This is a genomic window from Microbacterium sp. CBA3102 (assembly GCF_007954505.1).
GTDB lineage: Bacteria > Actinomycetota > Actinomycetes > Actinomycetales > Microbacteriaceae > Microbacterium > Microbacterium aurugineum.
Genome location: NZ_CP042412.1, coordinates 1102498 through 1117717, shown reverse-complemented (window position 1 = coordinate 1117717; position 15220 = coordinate 1102498). Strand labels below are relative to the sequence as shown.

Sequence of the window (15220 nt, the reverse complement as noted above, 5' to 3'; positions counted from 1 at the left end):
GCGACACGCCGTCGCACGTCCGACATCCGTCCGTTCTCCCGACATCCGCCACTGATGTGCGGCCGGTTCTCCCGACATCCGTCACTGATGTGCGGCCGGCTCTCCCGACATCCGTAGCGAGACGTCCCCCGGGCAGGGCATTCTGGAGCGATGCCCCTGTCCGCGATCGAGCTGCACCGACGTGGCGTCGAGGCGGCGAACGCGAGGAGGTTCACACAGGCGCGGCGCGCGCTCGACACCGCCTCGGCGCGCACCGACGACCCCGACCTGCGCGCACGGATCGACGGCACGGTGGCGTACGTCCTCGCCCAGAAGGGGCAGCCCGCGGCGGCCGAGCAGCTGTGCCGGAACGCCCTGGGGCGCTCCGGGCTCCGCCCCGAGACGATCGCGGTGCTCAGCGGTCAACTCGGCACGCTCCTCATGCACGGCGGCCGACTCGCGGAGGCGGAGGCCATGCTCACCCGCGCGATCGACACGTTGACGGCGATCGGCGACGAGACGACCGAGCTCGCGAACTGCCTGCTGAACCGCTCCGTCGTGCGGATGCAGCAGCGCGAGCTGGAGACGTGCGCCGAGGACCTGCGTCGCGCCGTCGCGGTGTACGAGGCGAACGACGACGAGGGCCCGCTCGCCGAGGCCCGGCACAACCTCGGCTACGCGGCACTCCTCGGAGGCGACCTCGTCACCGCCCTCACGCAGATGACCCGTTCACGTCCGAAACTCGCGGCGATCAGCGACCTCGCCGCGGCGATCAGTGACCTGGATCGTGCCGAGGTGCTCCGCGATGCGGGGCTCACCACCGAGGCCGAGGCGCTGCTCGCCCAGGTCGCCGCCGAGTTCGGGGCGCAGCGGATGAGGCAGGCCAGAGGCGAGGCCGAGTTCCATCTCGCCCGCTCGCTGCTGCGCCACGACCCCGCCGCCGCGGAACGGGCGGCCCGGACCGCGGCGCGGCGCTTCACCGCGCTCGCGAACCACGGATGGGCGGCCCGCGCCGACGCCGTGCGGCTGGAAGCAGGGCAGCGCGCCCACCCGCATCGCGCGATCGATGCGGACGAGTTCGACCGCGTCGCTAAGGCTCTCGACCGTGCAGGATTCCGCACCGAGGCGACCGGTCTGCGGCTGAGTGCCCGCCGAGACGGCCGCGGGCGCCTGCCCCGGCTCGACGAGAACGCTCCGACCCCGCTCCGCCTTCGCGCCCAGGAAGTGCGGGCTGCGCGAGCCACCTCGGCCGGACGCGACCGGGAAGCGCTGCGTGCTGCCGCGGCCGGACTCGACCTCCTCACCACCTGGCAGCAGTCTTTCGGTGCGCTCGACCTGCAGGCGTCGGTGGCCATGCACGGCAGTGACCTGATGTTCGCGGGGCTCTCCGCCGCGGCGAGACTGAAAGAACCGGAGACCCTGTTCGAGTGGTCGGAACGCGCACGACACCTCAGCCAACAGGTCGCACCGGTCCGGCCTCCGCATGACGAATCCCTCGCCGTCGATCTGGCGGAACTGCGGATGCTGCGCGCCGAGCTCGCCGGCGCCGACTGGACCAGGGATGCCAGGGTGCGGGCCCTGCGCGACCGGGTGCGAGAACGCCAGTGGACCATGACCGGGTCCGGCGGCACCCGCGAACGACTCGACCTCACGGAGGCGACAGCGCGACTCGCCCCCGGCACCACGGTGCTCTCCTACGTGTTCACGGGTTCCACCCTGCACGGCATCGTCGTGACGTCTTCGGGAGCCACGGTCGTCGACCTGTCCTGGACGCGCGTGGAGGCGGCACTCGACGGTCTCCGCGCCGACCTCGACATGGCCGCGCTCACTCGTGGCGGGCTGATGGGGGCGGTGACGGAGCGGGCGCTCGCCTCCCGCCTGGCACTCCTCGATGCGGAGGTGCTCGCTCCCCTGCTTCGGGCGGCGCCCCCCGCGGATCGGCTGGCGATCACCGTTCCGGGCGCCCTCGCCGGGGTGCCGTGGGCGATGCTGCCCGGCATGATCGGCGTACCGTTCACGCTCGCCACGTCGGTGTCGCGCCTGCTGGGCGGACCCGCACGTGGCGACTCTCCTCCGCGGTCGATCGGTTTCGCCGCCGGGCCGCGGGTCGCTCGGGCAGGAGATGAGGTGTCGCGGGCAGCGGCAGCCTGGCGCGGCGCAGACCGGACGCCGGACATCCTGGAAGGCACGGAGGCGACCGTCGCGGCTGTGACCGAACTCGCGGCGCGCACCGACGTGCTGCACATCGCGGCGCACGGCCGGCACGCGGTGGACAACCCCCTGTTCTCGGGCTTCGAGCTCGTCGACGGCACCCTCTTCGGCTACGACGTCGACCTGATCCCACGCGTCCCCGCGACGGTGATCCTGTCGGCGTGCGAACTCGGCCGCTCCTCGGTGCGCTGGGGCGAGGAGGCGTTGGGCATGACCCGCGTCTGGCTCCACGCGGGTGCCGACTGCGTCATCGCCGCGCCCGTCGCGGTCCCGGATGACGTCGCCGGAGAACTGCTGAGCGCCGTGCACACCGGTCTCTCCGCCGGCGCGGCTCCCGCCGATGCGCTCACGCGGGCCGCCCTCGACACCGGCCACACCGCGCCGTTCCAGTGCCACGGCGATGGATTCTGACCTTTTTCTCCAATCGGTGTATCAGAACGGACGCCGCGTGCTCCTGTTCTTCGGAAGGTGCCATGCGAAGGGCCTCGAAGGGAGAGGCGCGAGGGAGGCGCAGTCGGATCTGGGGAATCATGCGCGCTGGGGAGCGTGAAACACGACACGGACACCATCTGCTCGAGGATGACGCGGCACACACCGCCGCGACACCCTCAAGGGGCCTCGACGATCTGGGGACGTCGGGGCCCTCAGGGTGTCCGGGGTTCAGGCGACCAGCACCGCGTACCCGGCGGCGCGCAGGCCGGCGAGCACCTCGGCATCGGCCCCCGCGTCCGTGATGACGGTCGGGAAGAGGTCGACGCCGCCGACGCTCGAGAAGGCCTCCACACCGAGCTTGCTGGCGTCGGTCACCACGACCGCGCGGCGAGCACGCTCGGCCATCATCCGGTTCACCGCGGCCTCGCGCTCGTCCTGCGTGGTCGCACCGGCGACCGCGTCCATCCCGTTCACGCCGATGAACGCGATGTCGAGGCGCACCCCCCGGAGGAGCTGCTCGACGAACGGCCCGACGAGTTCGTAGCTGCGCGAATGGATGACCCCGCCGGTCACGACCACCTTGATATCGGGCCGCGTGGCGAGCTGGGCGGCGATGTTCACGGCGTTCGTCACGACCGTGATGCCGCCGTTCCCCGACAGGTCGTCGCGGGCGGCGAGCGCGGCGGCGATGGCCGTCGTGGTCGTGCCGCCCGAGAGCCCGACCACCATGCCGGGCGCGACGAGACCGGCCGCGACCTGCGCGATGCTGGCCTTCTCGTGCGTGCGCAGATGGCTCTTGTACCGGATGGGCAGCTCGTAGGCGACGGTCTGCGCCACGGCACCACCGTGCGTACGAGTGAGCAGACGCTGCTCGGCGAGCGTGTCGAGGTCGCGCCGGGTCGTGGCCGACGACGCGCCGAACCGTTCCACGAGCTCGTCGACCGTGACCTCTCCGCTCGCGGCGAGGAGATCGAGGATCGCGTTCAGCCGGGCAGCGCGTTTCATCAGGACACCGCGCCGACGGGTTGCAGCGCGAACAGCCGGAGCATCCGCGCAGCCTCCTCCGCGAGTGCGTCGCGGGCGGGGGCGAGGTACTTGCGCGAGTCGACCAGCCGCTCATCCGCCCCGAGCTTCTCGCGCACCGCGCGGGTGAAGAACCCGTTCAGGTGCGTCGAGACGTTGATCTTGGTCATCCCCGCACGCACGGCTTCAGGGATCACGGCATCCGCGACCCCGGACGATCCGTGCAGGACCAGGGGAACGGACAGCGCCTCATGCAGGCGACCGATCAGTTCGAGGTCCAGCGAGGCCGTGCGATCGGTCATCGCGTGCGAGGATCCCACCGCCACCGCGAGCGCATCCACCCCGGTCGCGGCGACGAAGGCCCGCGCCTCGTCGGGGTCCGTGCGCACACCCGGCGCATGGGCACCGTCCTTGCCGCCCACCTCGCCGAGCTCGCCTTCGACGTACACACCGGCCGCATGAGCACGAGCGGCGACGGCGGCGGTGAGCGCCACGTTGTCGTCGTAGGGCAGCGCACCGCCGTCGAACATGACCGACCCGAAGCCGAGCGCGATGGCTTCGTCGACCAGTTCCGGCCGCTCGGCATGGTCGAGGTGCACCGCCACGGGGGTCTCGGCGCGCCGGGCCACGGCGAGCGTGGCCAGTGCGATGGGCTCGAGCCCGCCGTGGTAGTCGGCGCAGTTCTGCGAGATCTGCAGGATGACGGGCAGCTGAGCGAGCGCGGCGGCGCGCACCAACCCCTCGGCCGTCTCGAGGTGGATCACGTTGAAGGCGCCGATGCCGGTCCCGGCGGCAGCAGCCACAGAGACGAGGTCGCGAGCGGAGACGAGGGTCACGAAGGGTCCTTCCGGAAAGAAGCGGGGTCGGGATACGAGAGGAAGAGCTGCTGTTCGAGCTCGGTCCAGCGGGGCGAGATGTCCCCGGCGAGGGGCGTCAGCACCGCGGCTGCGGACCACGCGGTGGCCCGGCGCAGGATCTGCTCGGGATCGCGCACGCCTTCGGCGTACAGCACGGCGCAGGCGGCGACACCCGCGTCACCGGCCCCGGTCGGGTTGCCGGCGAGGGGTTCGTCGAGGCGCGCGTGCACGAGCGCGGATGCCGTGACGGCGAGCATCCCCTCTGCGCCGAGCGAGAGCAGCACGAGCTCGGTGCCGCGGGCGATCAGCGACCGCGCACCCGCCACCGGATCCGTGATGCCGGTGGCCTCGACGAGTTCTGCCGCGTTGGGCTTGAGCACGGTGGCACCGGCGTCCGCCGCCCGGAGGAGCGCGGGTCCGGACGTGTCGACGATGACCGGCACACCGGCGTCCCTCCCTACCGCGATGAGCATGGGGAGCAGGGAATCGGGGGCGCCGGGTGGCACACTCCCGGAGACGACCAGCACCCGTGTTCCGGGGAGCCGCTCGACGACTTCGGCGAGCAGGGCGGCCCACTCGGGGTCGGTCGGGTTGCTGCCGCGCTCGTTGATGATCGTGGTGTCGCCGAGCGACTCGTCGACCACGGCGATGCTGCGTCGGGTCTCTGCGACGACGGGCACCAGGGCGTGGGGCACGCCGCTGGCACCGAGTTCGGCCGCGAATTCCTGACCGACCCGTCCGCCCGTCGTGGTGATCGCGAGGACGTCCGCCCCCTCGGCGTGGGCCACGCGTGCCACGTTGAGCCCCTTGCCTCCCGCTCGGGCCGCACCCGCGTCTGCACGGTGCGTGCCGCCTTCGATGAGGCGGTCGACCCGCCAGGTGAGGTCGAGAGCTGGATTGGGGGTGACGGTCAGGATCACGTGAGCTCCCTGGCACGCAGGCCGGCGCCGAGCAGACCGGCGTTCCCGGAGAGCTCGGCGGGCACGAGGACGGGAAGGCGGTGGAAGCTGAGGCGTGCAGCCAGGCGTGTGCGCAGCTCGTCGAAGAGGGCACCGCCGGCGCGCGAGAGCCCGCCGCCGATGACCACGGCCTCGGGAGCGACCACGGCGGTGAGCTGTGCGAGCGACATCGTCAGCGCATCGAGGGCGGAATCCCAGATCTCCGCGGCGACCTCGTCTCCGGCCGCGGCTCGGGCGATCACATCCTTCGCGCCGTCGGGGGTGACGCCGGTCGCCTCACGGTAGCGTCGGGCGATCGCCCCGGCGGAGGCGACGGCTTCCAGACATCCCCGCGCTCCGCAGGCGCAGATCGGGCCGTCGGCGATCGGCGAGTGGCCGATCTCCCCCGCGTACCCGCCGGCCGTGTGGGGGATCCCGCCGATCAGCAGCGCCCCGGCGATCCCCGTGCCGATCACGAGCACGACCGCGTCGGCGTAGTCGCGGGCACCGCCGAGGCGACGCTCCGCCCAGCTCGCCGCGCGGACGTCATGGTCGAACCCCACCGGCAGACCGAGGCGTTCGGCAGCGAGGTCACGCAAGGGGGAGTCGTGCCAGCCGAGGTTGCTCGCGAACACCCCGAGCCCCGCTTCCGCATCGACGATTCCCGGAACGACGAGCCCCACCGCCTGGGGCACCACGTCGGGATGCGCGGCACGCAGCTCCTCCGCGAGCACCTCGAGACGTTCGAGCAGCACCTGGGTGCGGTCGCCGTCCGCGATCGGCGTGGGCGTACGACGGAGTCCGAGGGCGGAGCCATTCGCATCGAACAGCGCCGACTTGATGTCGGTGCCGCCGACGTCGAACGCCAGCACCGGCGCCCCCGCGCCGAGCGTCCGCACGGCCGCGAGCGCCTCGCCGGTGGCGTCGCGCACGACGTCGGGAACGGCGTCGGCCCCGTCAGCTCGGGTCATGGTCGGCTCCGGCGGCGTGCGTCATGCATCCAGGATGACGGATCGCGTGAGGTTGCGGGGCTGATCGGGGTCGAGCCCCCGCGCGACGGCACGGTCGAGAGCCGTGCGGTGCAGGCGCACGAGATCGGCGAGCGGGTCGATCCCCCGCTGCTCGAACCGGGCGCCGGTGGCCTCCACCTGAGCGGAGAGTCCCTCCGGGGCCGTGCCGAACTGCCACGTCACGCGTCCGGGCGCCGCGATCGCGATCGGGCCGTGCCGGTAGTCCATCGACGGGTATGCCTCGGTCCACGACTGCGACGACTCGCGCAGCTTGAGGGCGGCCTCATGCGCGAGACCGATCGTCCATCCCCGCCCGAGGAACGTGTACTGCTCCGCGTCGCGCAGCTCGTCGTCGCCGGGCTCGGCCAGCACGGCGGTCGCGTCGGCGATCGCTCCGGTGAGGTCTTCCCCGAGCGAGGCGCGGAACAGCGCGAGCGCCGTCGTGGCGAAGCGCGTCTGCACCACTGACTGCTCGTCCGCGAACGGGAGCAGGACCGCCTCGTCGACGAGGGAGACGAGAGGGGAGGTCGGGTCGCCGATCACGCCGATCGTCGGGATGCGCCCCTTGATGCGCTCGACGAGCTCGAGCACCTCGGTGGTCGTGCCGGAGCGGGTGAGGGCGACGACTGCGTCGTAGCCGCGGTCGATGAAGGCCTCCGAGGCGGCGAACGCATCGGTCTCGCCCTGCCCGGCGGTCTCGCGGAGAGCGGCGTACGACTGCGCCATGAACCACGACGTGCCGCAGCCGACGACCGCGACGCGCGCACCGGTGGCGGGAAGCAGGCCCTGCTCGGCCTTCAGGTCTGCCGCCGTGGCCCAGGTCTGCGGCTGGGAGTGGAGCTCTTCGCGCATGTGCGCGCCGGGCAGTGATGCAGTCATCCGGGTGCCTTTCTGGCGAGAAGTTGCGTACTTGTGATTGTTTGAGGCTTGATCCGATCATAGTATGGCGCAAAGGAACATCAACTCCAGGTTCTGCTTGATTTGTTTGTTCCCTTGACAAATAATCGGAAAAGTTCCAACGCCTCGACGTCGATCCCATCGATGCCGAGAACCCCGAGCCCCGGCTTGAACGATCGCGATGCCATCCGGCGAAGCGGTCACCACGCACTGTCGCGTGATGTGCTTGCGACTGTGCACCACACCCCCTCCCGAAGCGGCCCGCCGCCAGGGAGGGACTCTCACAGTGAGGAATGCAATACACATGAAGAAGTCACTGCGGTTCGGCGCCGCCGCCATTGCGGCCGTCGCCACGCTCTCGCTCGCTTCGTGCGGGTTCGGCGGATCGTCTGGAGACAGCGGAGGCGGAGACGGTTCGACCACTCTCGACCTCCTCGTCCCGAGCTACTCCGACGGCACCAAGGCGAACTGGGAGACGGTGATCGACGGGTTCGAGAAGGCCAACCCCGACATCAAGGTCAAGCTCGAGGTGCAGTCGTGGGACAACCTCGAGAAGGTCGTCTCCACCAAGATCCAGGCCGGCGAGGCGCCGGACATCTACAACGGCGGTCCGTTCGCCGGGTTCGTCGGCGACGAGCTGCTCTACCCCGTGGAGGACGTCGTCTCGGAGGAGACCTACTCCGACTTCCAGGACTCGTTCCTGAAGAACGCCGAGGTCGACGGCACCGCGTACGCTCTGCCGCTGATCGCATCCGCCCGCGCCCTGTTCGTCAACAACGCCCTGCTCGACCAGGCCGGTGTCGAGGCTCCGACCGACTGGGACTCGCTGCTGGATGCCGCGACCAAGGTGTCCGCGCTCGGCGGCGGGTCGCCGGTTACGGGATGCCGCTCGGGTCCGAAGAGGCACAGGCCGAGGCGGCCGTGTGGCTGTGGGGCGGCGGCGGATCGTTCGGAGATGCGTCCGAGATCACGATCGACACCCCGGAGAACCTCGTGGGTGCCGAGCAGATCAAGAAGATGATCGACGCCGGCGCGACGCAGGCCGACCCCGGCTCGACGCAGCGTTCGCCGCTGATGGACATCTTCATCCAGGGCAAGATCGGCATGCAGGTCGGCCTCCCGCCGACGGTCGGCCAGATCGCCGAGGGCAACCCCGACCTGGACTACTCCATCGTCCCGATCCCGACGAAGGACGGCTCGCCGTTCACGCTCGGCGTCATGGACCAGCTGATGGCGTTCCAGAACGACGATGACAAGAAGGAAGCGATCACCAAGTTCTTCGACTACTACTACTCGGCAGACGTCTACGTGCCGTGGGTGCAGGCCGAGGGCTTCCTCCCCGTCACCAAGTCCGGTGCCGAGCAGCTCTCCGGCGAGGAGGCTCTCAAGCCGTTCCTCGACGTGCTGCCCGACGCCCAGTTCTACCCGTCGACCAACCCGAAGTGGTCCGCCGCCGACGGTGCGTTCAAGTCGCTGTTCGGCCAGCTTCAGACGAAGCCGGCACAGGACGTGCTGACCGAGATCCAGGCGCAGGTCGACGCGGGCTGAGCCCGCTGACAGGAGAGGTTCGGGTACCCGAATGAGCCAGAAGACAGAGTCCTCGAACCTCGCGGGGGCGGCCACCGGCCGCCCCCGCACCCGGAAGACCCCGGATGCCCTTCGCGGCAGGCCGGGTGGAAAGGACCTCCTCCAGGCGCTGCCCTGGATCGCCCCCGCACTGCTGCTGATCATCGGCGTGGTCTTCTTCCCCGCCGGGGTGATGTTCTTCAACTCGACGCGCGACATCTCCCTGTCCGGCCTCGACAAGGGATCCGTCGGCTTCGACAACTTCGTCACCGTCTTCACGTTCGCCGAGTTCTGGCCGATCTTCTTCCGCACGATCGTCTGGGTCGTCTCGGTCGTGCTGTTCACGGTCGTCATCTCGCTCGGACTCGCGCAGATCCTGAACAAGGCCTTCCCCGGACGCCAGCTCGTGCGCATGGCCGTCATCGTCCCGTGGGCGGCGTCGGTCGTCATGACGACGATGGTGTTCTACTACAGCCTCGAGCCGTACTTCGGCATCTTCAACAAGTTCCTCTACGACATCGGGCTCTCCGACGATGCCGTCGGATACGGGTGGACGAAGAACCCCGCGACGGCGTTCGCCTGGTCGATCGTGATCGCGATCTTCGTGTCACTGCCCTTCACGACCTACACCATCCTCGCGGGGCTGCAGTCCGTCCCGGCCGACGCGATCGAGGCGGCGAAGATGGACGGAGCCGGCCCCGCCCGCACGTACTGGTCGATCGTCCTGCCGCAGCTGCGCAGCGCGCTAGCGGTCGCCGTCCTGATCAACATCATCAACGTGTTCAACTCGCTGCCGATCCTGAAGGTGATGACCGGCTCGATCCCCGGCTACGGCGCTGACACGATCATGACGCTGATCTTCAAGTACATCGAACTGCAGAAGAAGGTGGATGTCGCCAGCGCGCTCTCCGTCGTCGCCTTCCTCATCGTCATCGTGATCGTCGCGGCGTACGTGAAGATCGTCAAGCCCATGAAGGAGGTCTGATCATGACCGTGACCGAGACCGCCCTCGTGACCACCGCCGGCTCCTCGCCCGCACCGCGCATCCCCGGCCGCAAGCGCCGCTACACCGAAGACCAGGTCACGCTGCCCCGTGTCATCCTCCGCACCGTGGCCGGGTTCCTCGTGCTCGCGATCTTCGTGCTGCCGTACCTGATCATGTTCTTCGGCTCGGTGAAGACGAAGCCGCAGATCCGCTCCGTCGACCCCACGTATCTGCCGACGGAGTGGCACTGGGAGAACTACATCACCATGTGGTCCACCCCCGAGACGCCGCTGCCGTACAACCTGATCTCGACGATCATCATCGCCGTGTTCGCGACGCTGCTCGTCCTGCTGGTCGCCCTGCCTGCCGCGTACTACACCGCCCGGTTCAAGTTCCCCGGCCGCATGGTGTTTCTGTTCCTGGTCATCATCACGCAGATGCTGCAGCCCGCGGTGCTCACCTCGGGCCTGTTCCGGCAGTTCACGACCCTCGGACTCGGCGACACCTGGGCCGCCATGATCTTCATCAACGCCGCGTTCAACCTGTCGTTCGCGGTGTGGATCATGCACTCCTTCTTCGCCGGCATCCCCAAGGAGGTCGACGAAGCCGCCCAGATCGACGGCGCCGGACGCTTCACCGTGCTCTTCAAGATCAACCTGCCGCTCGTGTGGCCGGGCATCGTCACGGCGATCGTGTTCACGTTCGTCGCCTGCTGGAACGAATTCGCGGCCTCGCTCGTGATCCTCTCGACCGACAAGAACCAGCCGCTCTCCGTCGCGCTCACCAAGTTCGTCGGTCAGTACGAGACCAGCTGGCAGTACGTGTTCGGAGTCTCGATCGTCGCGATCCTGCCCGTGGTCATCCTGTTCATGCTCATCGAGAAGCGCCTCGTCGGCGGCCTCACCGCCGGCAGCGTGAAGTAGGAGCACCCGCGAAGCGGTCCCGTCCGAAGCGGTCCCGTCCGGAGCGGTCCTCCCGGAATGAAGGAGTTCTCACGGTATGAAGGAGTGCATATGGAATCCGCTCCTTCATTCCGTGAGAACTCCTTCACAACGAGAGGGACATCGGTCACAACGAGAGGGACATCGGTCGCGGCGAGAGGGACATCCTTCACGGCGAGAGGGGCATCGGGGATGAAGAAAGCGACGAGCGGGATTTCCGCCTTCGCAGCCCTCGCGATCGTGCTGGTCGGATGCACCGCGATCGAGCCCGCGCCCGCAGCGACACCGACACCCTCGGGTTCGACCACCGTCGAGCTGATCATGAACGGCCCCGCGGTCACCGGCACCGGGCCGACCGCCCCGTACCCCGGCATCGACTTCCCCCTGCAGGAGGGCATGCGCTCGGTGACGATCGACATCGAGTGCGCCGGCGGCGGACTCTTCCACGCCGAGCTCGGTGACTCGATGGCGCTCGGACAGGCTCCCCTCCGCGGCACGTGCGACGGCACCACATCCCTGGTCTGGCCGATCACCGAGGCCACGGGACCGACCTTCACGATCTGGGTCCCCGACGGTGTCGAGTGGACCGCGACACCGCACTTCTCCACGGCGGAGTTCGTCCGTGATGAGAAGATCACAGCCGAGTGTGAGGCGTTCGGGAACGTCTACAGCGCGCTGTGGAACGCCGATGCCGGATACACGACCTACCAGGCGTTCGACGAGACGGAGTGGAAGACCCGCGTCGAAGCGGCCGCGGTGGAACTCGAGTCGCTCGTGAAGGCATCCGATACGGGGATGGCCGACTCGTTCGCCGAGGTTCTGGCCGCGATGCAGGGTGAGAAGTCGGCTCCCGGCGCCTGGCTTTCCGAGACCAACCTGCTCGACCCGATCACCGACACCTGCAACAGGAACCACAGTCAGATGATCCTGCGCGCGGAGTTCGGTGGCTGACGGCTGCTCGCCCGCGGAAGAGGAGAATGGGGACATGACTCCTCTCGGACGGATCGGTCAGGTCGTCGCGACCACATCACTCGGCGCCATCGGAGCCATCCATCTGCTGTGGGCCTCCGGCGCGTCCTGGCCGGCGTCGAGCCGGAAGCGGCTGGCGCGACAGGTCATCGGCAGCGATGAGATGCCTTCAGCTGGCGCATGCCTCGTGGTCGGTGGAGGAATGCTCACCGGGAGCGCGATCATCGCCGGCGCAGGGGGAACTCACACGCTCGCCAAAGCCGCCCGCGTGGCGGCGGCCCTGGCGTTCCTCCTCCGCGGCACGATGGACGGGGCTCGAGTGACCGCACTTCTCGGGCGGCCGGGTCCCCATCGCCGATTCGTCGAGCTCGATCGGCGCATCTACCGTCCGCTGTGCCTCATCACCAGCGCCGCGATCGCCCTCGCGGTGCGGGGAGACCGACGACGCTGACATCGAGGGGCGTTCAGAGGCTCGATGCGGATGCGGCGCGCAGCTGCTCCGGGTTCCAGCGCACGCCGAGCGCCGACGTGAGCGCGGCCTGAGCGGCGCCGGCCGCGAGCGACACCCGAGGGTCGGCGTAGCGGGCCGGGACCTGCGCCGTGCCGCGGGAGGGGTACTCCGTCTCGCGGCGGACCCGGTCGAGGAAGCGCGGCCCGAGCTCGGTCGCCGGCCCGCCGATCACGACCTCGGTCGGGTCGAGCAGGGCGCTGATGAGCTTGACGGCCCTCGCGAGCGCGCGGGCCCCCTCGTCGAGATGGCGTTCGTCCGCGCGGGCGGCGAGAGCACGGATCTCGGATGCGTCCATCGCATCGGTGAACTCGTCCCCGATCATCGCGCCCAAGGCTGCCGCGGACTCGAGACAGCCGCGCTGTCCGCACCGGCAGATACGCGCCGCCTCACCGAAGACGACTTGCACGTGCCCGATCTCGCCGGCGCGATCCCGTGGACCGGGCGCGAGTTCGCCGTTCAGGGTCACCGCGGCGCCCACGCCGCCGCCGAGGTGGATGAAGAGCCGGTATCCGGACGGGGATTCCTCCATCCCGGCTTCGGCGATGGCCTCGGCGTCGACGTCGTTGACGAGCAGCACGGGCGCCCCCAGCACGCGCTCGAACCTCTCGGCGAGGGGCACGTCCTCCCACTTGAGCTGCACGCTCTCGAGCACCGAGCGCCCGTCCGTCGTGCCGGGGAGCTGGATCCCCGCAGCGAGCACCCGCGGTCCGAACTCGGCGGCCACCGCAGCCACGGCGTCGTCGAGTGCGCGGTCACGGGTCTCGGGAGTGTAGTCCGCGCGACGGACGTCGACCTCGGTACCGTCGAGCGCCACGAGGGCGATGTATGCGTGCAGGGGTTGGATCACCAGGACGAGGATCAGGTGGTGACTCGCATCGACGCTCAGCGTGGTCGCCCGCTTGCCACCGGTGCTCGCGGCCTGCTCCCCTTCGACGATCAGTCGGTTCTCGATGAGCTCGGCGACGAGGGATGACGCCGTGGCTGCGGTCAGACCCGTCGCTCTCGCGATCCCCGCGCGCGTCTGGGTGCCCGGGTTGCGGAAGACGAGTTGCAGCGCGCGCCGGAGGTTCGCGCGCCGCACCGACGCTTGGGTGTCGAGGCCCTCATCCGTGCTCAGCATGTGCGTCCGTTCCGGAGCTCGCTCGTGGCGAGCGGTTGACAGATCGTGGCGTGATCCGTAGTCTCTCCGTAAGTTTATTCATTGAACTTAGTTGGTCGATGAATCTCACAAAAGCTCCGGACGGGCGAGTGCTGCACACACCGTCGCCCGTCCGGCACCTCTCTCAGCGGCTCTCCGCCGCTTCCGTGTGGTGGCGGATGACCTCCGCCACCACGAAGTTGAACCACTTCTCCGCGAACTCGGGGTCGAGATGCGCCTCCTCTGCGAGAGCGCGCAGACGGGCGACCTGCTGCTCCTCCCGATTCGGGTCGGACGCCGGCATCTCGTGCTCCGCTTTCAGCTGCCCCACCTGCTGGGTCGCACGGAAGCGTTCGGCCAGCATGAAGATGAGTGCGGCGTCGATGTTGTCGATGGTGGCGCGAAGTCGGAGCAGTTCGGCCTTCGGGTCCTCGGCGGCGGTCATGCCCCTACTCTAGAGCCGTCGAACACCCGGATTCCGACCCGCGGCACCGCTATCGTGAGCACATGAGCAACGAAGAGTCGCCGGCGCCCACTCCCCTCGATGACACCGCGCCCGCCCGGAAAGCACCGCGCACCGACGCCGCAGCCGCGAGCGCCGACTCTCCCACCGCAGAGCCCGCCGCGACCGGCGCAGCGCGCCCCGTGGTCGTCGAGCCGATGACGCCGAGTCGCTCGTTCTGGACGCGCATCGACCGTCCGTTCGTCTTCGGCTTCCTCGTGACGCTCGGCGGACTCGGCGCGCTGGTGATCGGCCTCGCCCTGACGAGCCTGTCCACCGTGCTCATCTACATCGCACTCGCCCTCTTCGGCGCGCTCGGACTCGACCCGGCCGTCCGGTTCCTCGAGCGTCGCGGCCTCTCCCGCTCGATCTCCGTCGTCATCACGATCCTCGCGCTCATCCTCGTGTTCGCCGTCGTGCTGTGGATGATCATCCCGATCGTCGTCGAGCAGATCGCGAGCTTCGTCCGTTCCGTTCCCGGGATGATCCAGGACTTCACCCGCAGCGACATCTACGCCACGCTCGACGCGCAGTTCGGCGATCAGTTCCAGGATCTGGTCGCCGAGGTCCAGAAGTTCTTGACCGACTTCGGCAACCTCGCGACGATCGGCGGCGGTGCTCTCGCGGTCGGCGCGTCGATCGCGACCGGCATCTCGGGCGCCATCGTCGTGCTCGTGCTCACGCTCTACTTCCTCGCGACCCTGCCCGCCATGAAGCAGGGTCTGCTGCGTCTGGCACCGGCCCGCGACCGCGCTCGTGCGAGCGACATCACCGAACAGATCACGGACTCGGTGGGCGGATACGTGATGGGGATGGTCGTGCTGGCCTTCTGCAACGCGATCCTCGCCCTGACCCTCTACTCCATCCTGGGTCTGCCCTTCCCGCCACTGATGGCGGCGATCGCCTTCTGTGTCACCCTGATCCCGCTGGTCGGATCGGTGCTGTTCTGGATCATCGGCACCGGGCTCGCGCTCTTCACCAACCCGATCGCGGCGCTGATTTTCGCAGCGATCTACCTCATCTACATGCAGATCGAGGCCTACGTGCTGACGCCGCGAGTGATGAACCGGGCGGTCGCGGTCCCGGGGTCGCTGGTCGTGATCGGCGCCCTCGCCGGTGGCACGCTGCTCGGCCTCCTCGGGGCGCTCGTGGCCGTGCCCGTCACCGCTTCGATCCTCATCATCATCAAGCAGGTGCTGGTGCCGAAACAGGATGCCCGCATCTGACCCTCGCCCGTACGACGAAGCGCCCGGACCCCTGA

General features: G+C 69.3%; 15 protein-coding genes. 8 read left to right on the top strand and 7 right to left on the bottom strand.

The window, feature by feature from the left end; genetic code table 11:
- Window positions 1-150 precede the first annotated feature (150 nt).
- On the top strand, window positions 151-2601 hold the full coding sequence (locus FGL91_RS05430) for a CHAT domain-containing protein (RefSeq protein ID WP_153243292.1): 2451 nt from the start codon (window positions 151-153) through the stop codon (window positions 2599-2601).
- Window positions 2602-2850: 249 nt separating this feature from the next.
- Here FGL91_RS05430 and FGL91_RS05425 read toward each other — a convergent pair whose 3' ends face one another.
- Genes FGL91_RS05425 through FGL91_RS05405 form a run of 5 tightly spaced genes read right to left on the bottom strand, consistent with a single transcriptional unit; the run spans window position 2851 to window position 7329 of the window.
- The gene (locus FGL91_RS05425; RefSeq protein ID WP_131492876.1) at window positions 2851-3627 is read right to left on the bottom strand and encodes a DeoR/GlpR family DNA-binding transcription regulator; all 777 of its coding nucleotides are present in this window, start codon (window positions 3625-3627) and stop codon (window positions 2851-2853) included.
- Window positions 3627-4481, bottom strand: a complete 855-nt coding sequence (locus FGL91_RS05420; protein ID WP_153243291.1) for a class II fructose-bisphosphate aldolase — start codon at window positions 4479-4481, stop codon at window positions 3627-3629. Before FGL91_RS05420 ends, FGL91_RS05425 begins: the two co-directional genes overlap by 1 nt.
- Complete coding sequence (locus FGL91_RS05415) at window positions 4478-5422, bottom strand: 1-phosphofructokinase family hexose kinase (protein ID WP_131492880.1); 945 nt, start codon at window positions 5420-5422, stop codon at window positions 4478-4480. Before FGL91_RS05415 ends, FGL91_RS05420 begins: the two co-directional genes overlap by 4 nt.
- On the bottom strand, window positions 5419-6411 hold the full coding sequence (locus FGL91_RS05410) for an ROK family protein (protein ID WP_134352654.1): 993 nt from the start codon (window positions 6409-6411) through the stop codon (window positions 5419-5421). The genes FGL91_RS05415 and FGL91_RS05410 overlap by 4 nt, the downstream gene beginning before the upstream one ends.
- A 21-nt stretch (window positions 6412-6432) precedes the next feature.
- Window positions 6433-7329: an SIS domain-containing protein gene (locus tag FGL91_RS05405; RefSeq protein ID WP_153243290.1), complete on the bottom strand. Its 897-nt coding sequence runs from the start codon at window positions 7327-7329 to the stop codon at window positions 6433-6435.
- Window positions 7330-7651: 322 nt separating this feature from the next.
- Between FGL91_RS05405 and FGL91_RS19240 the strand changes: the two genes are divergently transcribed.
- The 6 genes from FGL91_RS19240 to FGL91_RS05380 all read left to right on the top strand — a co-directional run bounded on the left by FGL91_RS19240 (window position 7652) and on the right by FGL91_RS05380 (window position 12259).
- Entirely contained in the window at window positions 7652-8368 is a 717-nt protein-coding gene (locus tag FGL91_RS19240) for an ABC transporter substrate-binding protein (RefSeq protein ID WP_265491455.1), read from the top strand.
- Window positions 8341-8895, top strand: coding sequence for an extracellular solute-binding protein (locus FGL91_RS19235; protein WP_265491453.1), 555 nt, complete (start codon window positions 8341-8343; stop codon window positions 8893-8895). Before FGL91_RS19240 ends, FGL91_RS19235 begins: the two co-directional genes overlap by 28 nt.
- A 31-nt stretch (window positions 8896-8926) precedes the next feature.
- Complete coding sequence (locus tag FGL91_RS05395) at window positions 8927-9898, top strand: carbohydrate ABC transporter permease (protein WP_134352651.1); 972 nt, start codon at window positions 8927-8929, stop codon at window positions 9896-9898.
- A 2-nt stretch (window positions 9899-9900) separates the two neighbouring features.
- On the top strand, window positions 9901-10821 hold the full coding sequence (locus tag FGL91_RS05390) for a carbohydrate ABC transporter permease (RefSeq protein ID WP_194239318.1): 921 nt from the start codon (window positions 9901-9903) through the stop codon (window positions 10819-10821).
- Window positions 10822-11031: 210 nt separating this feature from the next.
- Entirely contained in the window at window positions 11032-11790 is a 759-nt protein-coding gene (locus FGL91_RS05385; RefSeq protein WP_153243289.1) for a hypothetical protein, read from the top strand.
- A gap of 34 nt (window positions 11791-11824) precedes the next feature.
- Window positions 11825-12259 (top strand): DUF3995 domain-containing protein, encoded by a 435-nt coding sequence (locus tag FGL91_RS05380; protein WP_131492888.1) that lies wholly within the window; start codon window positions 11825-11827, stop codon window positions 12257-12259.
- A gap of 13 nt (window positions 12260-12272) precedes the next feature.
- Here the strand turns inward: FGL91_RS05380 and FGL91_RS05375 are convergent, their stop codons facing one another.
- Together FGL91_RS05375 and FGL91_RS05370 are read right to left on the bottom strand one after the other, a co-directional pair.
- Window positions 12273-13439, bottom strand: coding sequence for an ROK family protein (locus FGL91_RS05375; RefSeq protein ID WP_153243288.1), 1167 nt, complete (start codon window positions 13437-13439; stop codon window positions 12273-12275).
- A 163-nt stretch (window positions 13440-13602) separates the two neighbouring features.
- A complete protein-coding gene (locus FGL91_RS05370) occupies window positions 13603-13902 on the bottom strand; it encodes a chorismate mutase (RefSeq protein WP_047521753.1) in 300 nt (99 codons plus the stop codon).
- 62 nt (window positions 13903-13964) lie between these two features.
- On the opposite strand from FGL91_RS05370, the gene FGL91_RS05365 reads away from it, so the two are divergent.
- Window positions 13965-15185 (top strand): AI-2E family transporter, encoded by a 1221-nt coding sequence (locus FGL91_RS05365; protein ID WP_131492891.1) that lies wholly within the window; start codon window positions 13965-13967, stop codon window positions 15183-15185.
- The last annotated feature ends 35 nt before the right edge of the window (window positions 15186-15220 follow it).

Coding starts and splice junctions, on each gene's coding strand:
- FGL91_RS05405 (WP_153243290.1), bottom strand. CDS start 7,329: ATGACTGCATCACTGCCCGGCGCGCACATGCGCGAAGAGCTCCACTCC.
- FGL91_RS05365 (WP_131492891.1), top strand. CDS start 13,965: ATGAGCAACGAAGAGTCGCCGGCGCCCACTCCCCTCGATGACACCGCG.
- FGL91_RS05380 (WP_131492888.1), top strand. CDS start 11,825: ATGACTCCTCTCGGACGGATCGGTCAGGTCGTCGCGACCACATCACTC.
- FGL91_RS05385 (WP_153243289.1), top strand. CDS start 11,032: ATGAAGAAAGCGACGAGCGGGATTTCCGCCTTCGCAGCCCTCGCGATC.
- FGL91_RS05370 (WP_047521753.1), bottom strand. CDS start 13,902: ATGACCGCCGCCGAGGACCCGAAGGCCGAACTGCTCCGACTTCGCGCC.
- FGL91_RS05375 (WP_153243288.1), bottom strand. CDS start 13,439: ATGCTGAGCACGGATGAGGGCCTCGACACCCAAGCGTCGGTGCGGCGC.
- FGL91_RS05410 (WP_134352654.1), bottom strand. CDS start 6,411: ATGACCCGAGCTGACGGGGCCGACGCCGTTCCCGACGTCGTGCGCGAC.
- FGL91_RS19240 (WP_265491455.1), top strand. CDS start 7,652: ATGAAGAAGTCACTGCGGTTCGGCGCCGCCGCCATTGCGGCCGTCGCC.
- FGL91_RS05425 (WP_131492876.1), bottom strand. CDS start 3,627: ATGAAACGCGCTGCCCGGCTGAACGCGATCCTCGATCTCCTCGCCGCG.
- FGL91_RS05430 (WP_153243292.1), top strand. CDS start 151: ATGCCCCTGTCCGCGATCGAGCTGCACCGACGTGGCGTCGAGGCGGCG.
- FGL91_RS05390 (WP_194239318.1), top strand. CDS start 9,901: ATGACCGTGACCGAGACCGCCCTCGTGACCACCGCCGGCTCCTCGCCC.
- FGL91_RS05395 (WP_134352651.1), top strand. CDS start 8,927: ATGAGCCAGAAGACAGAGTCCTCGAACCTCGCGGGGGCGGCCACCGGC.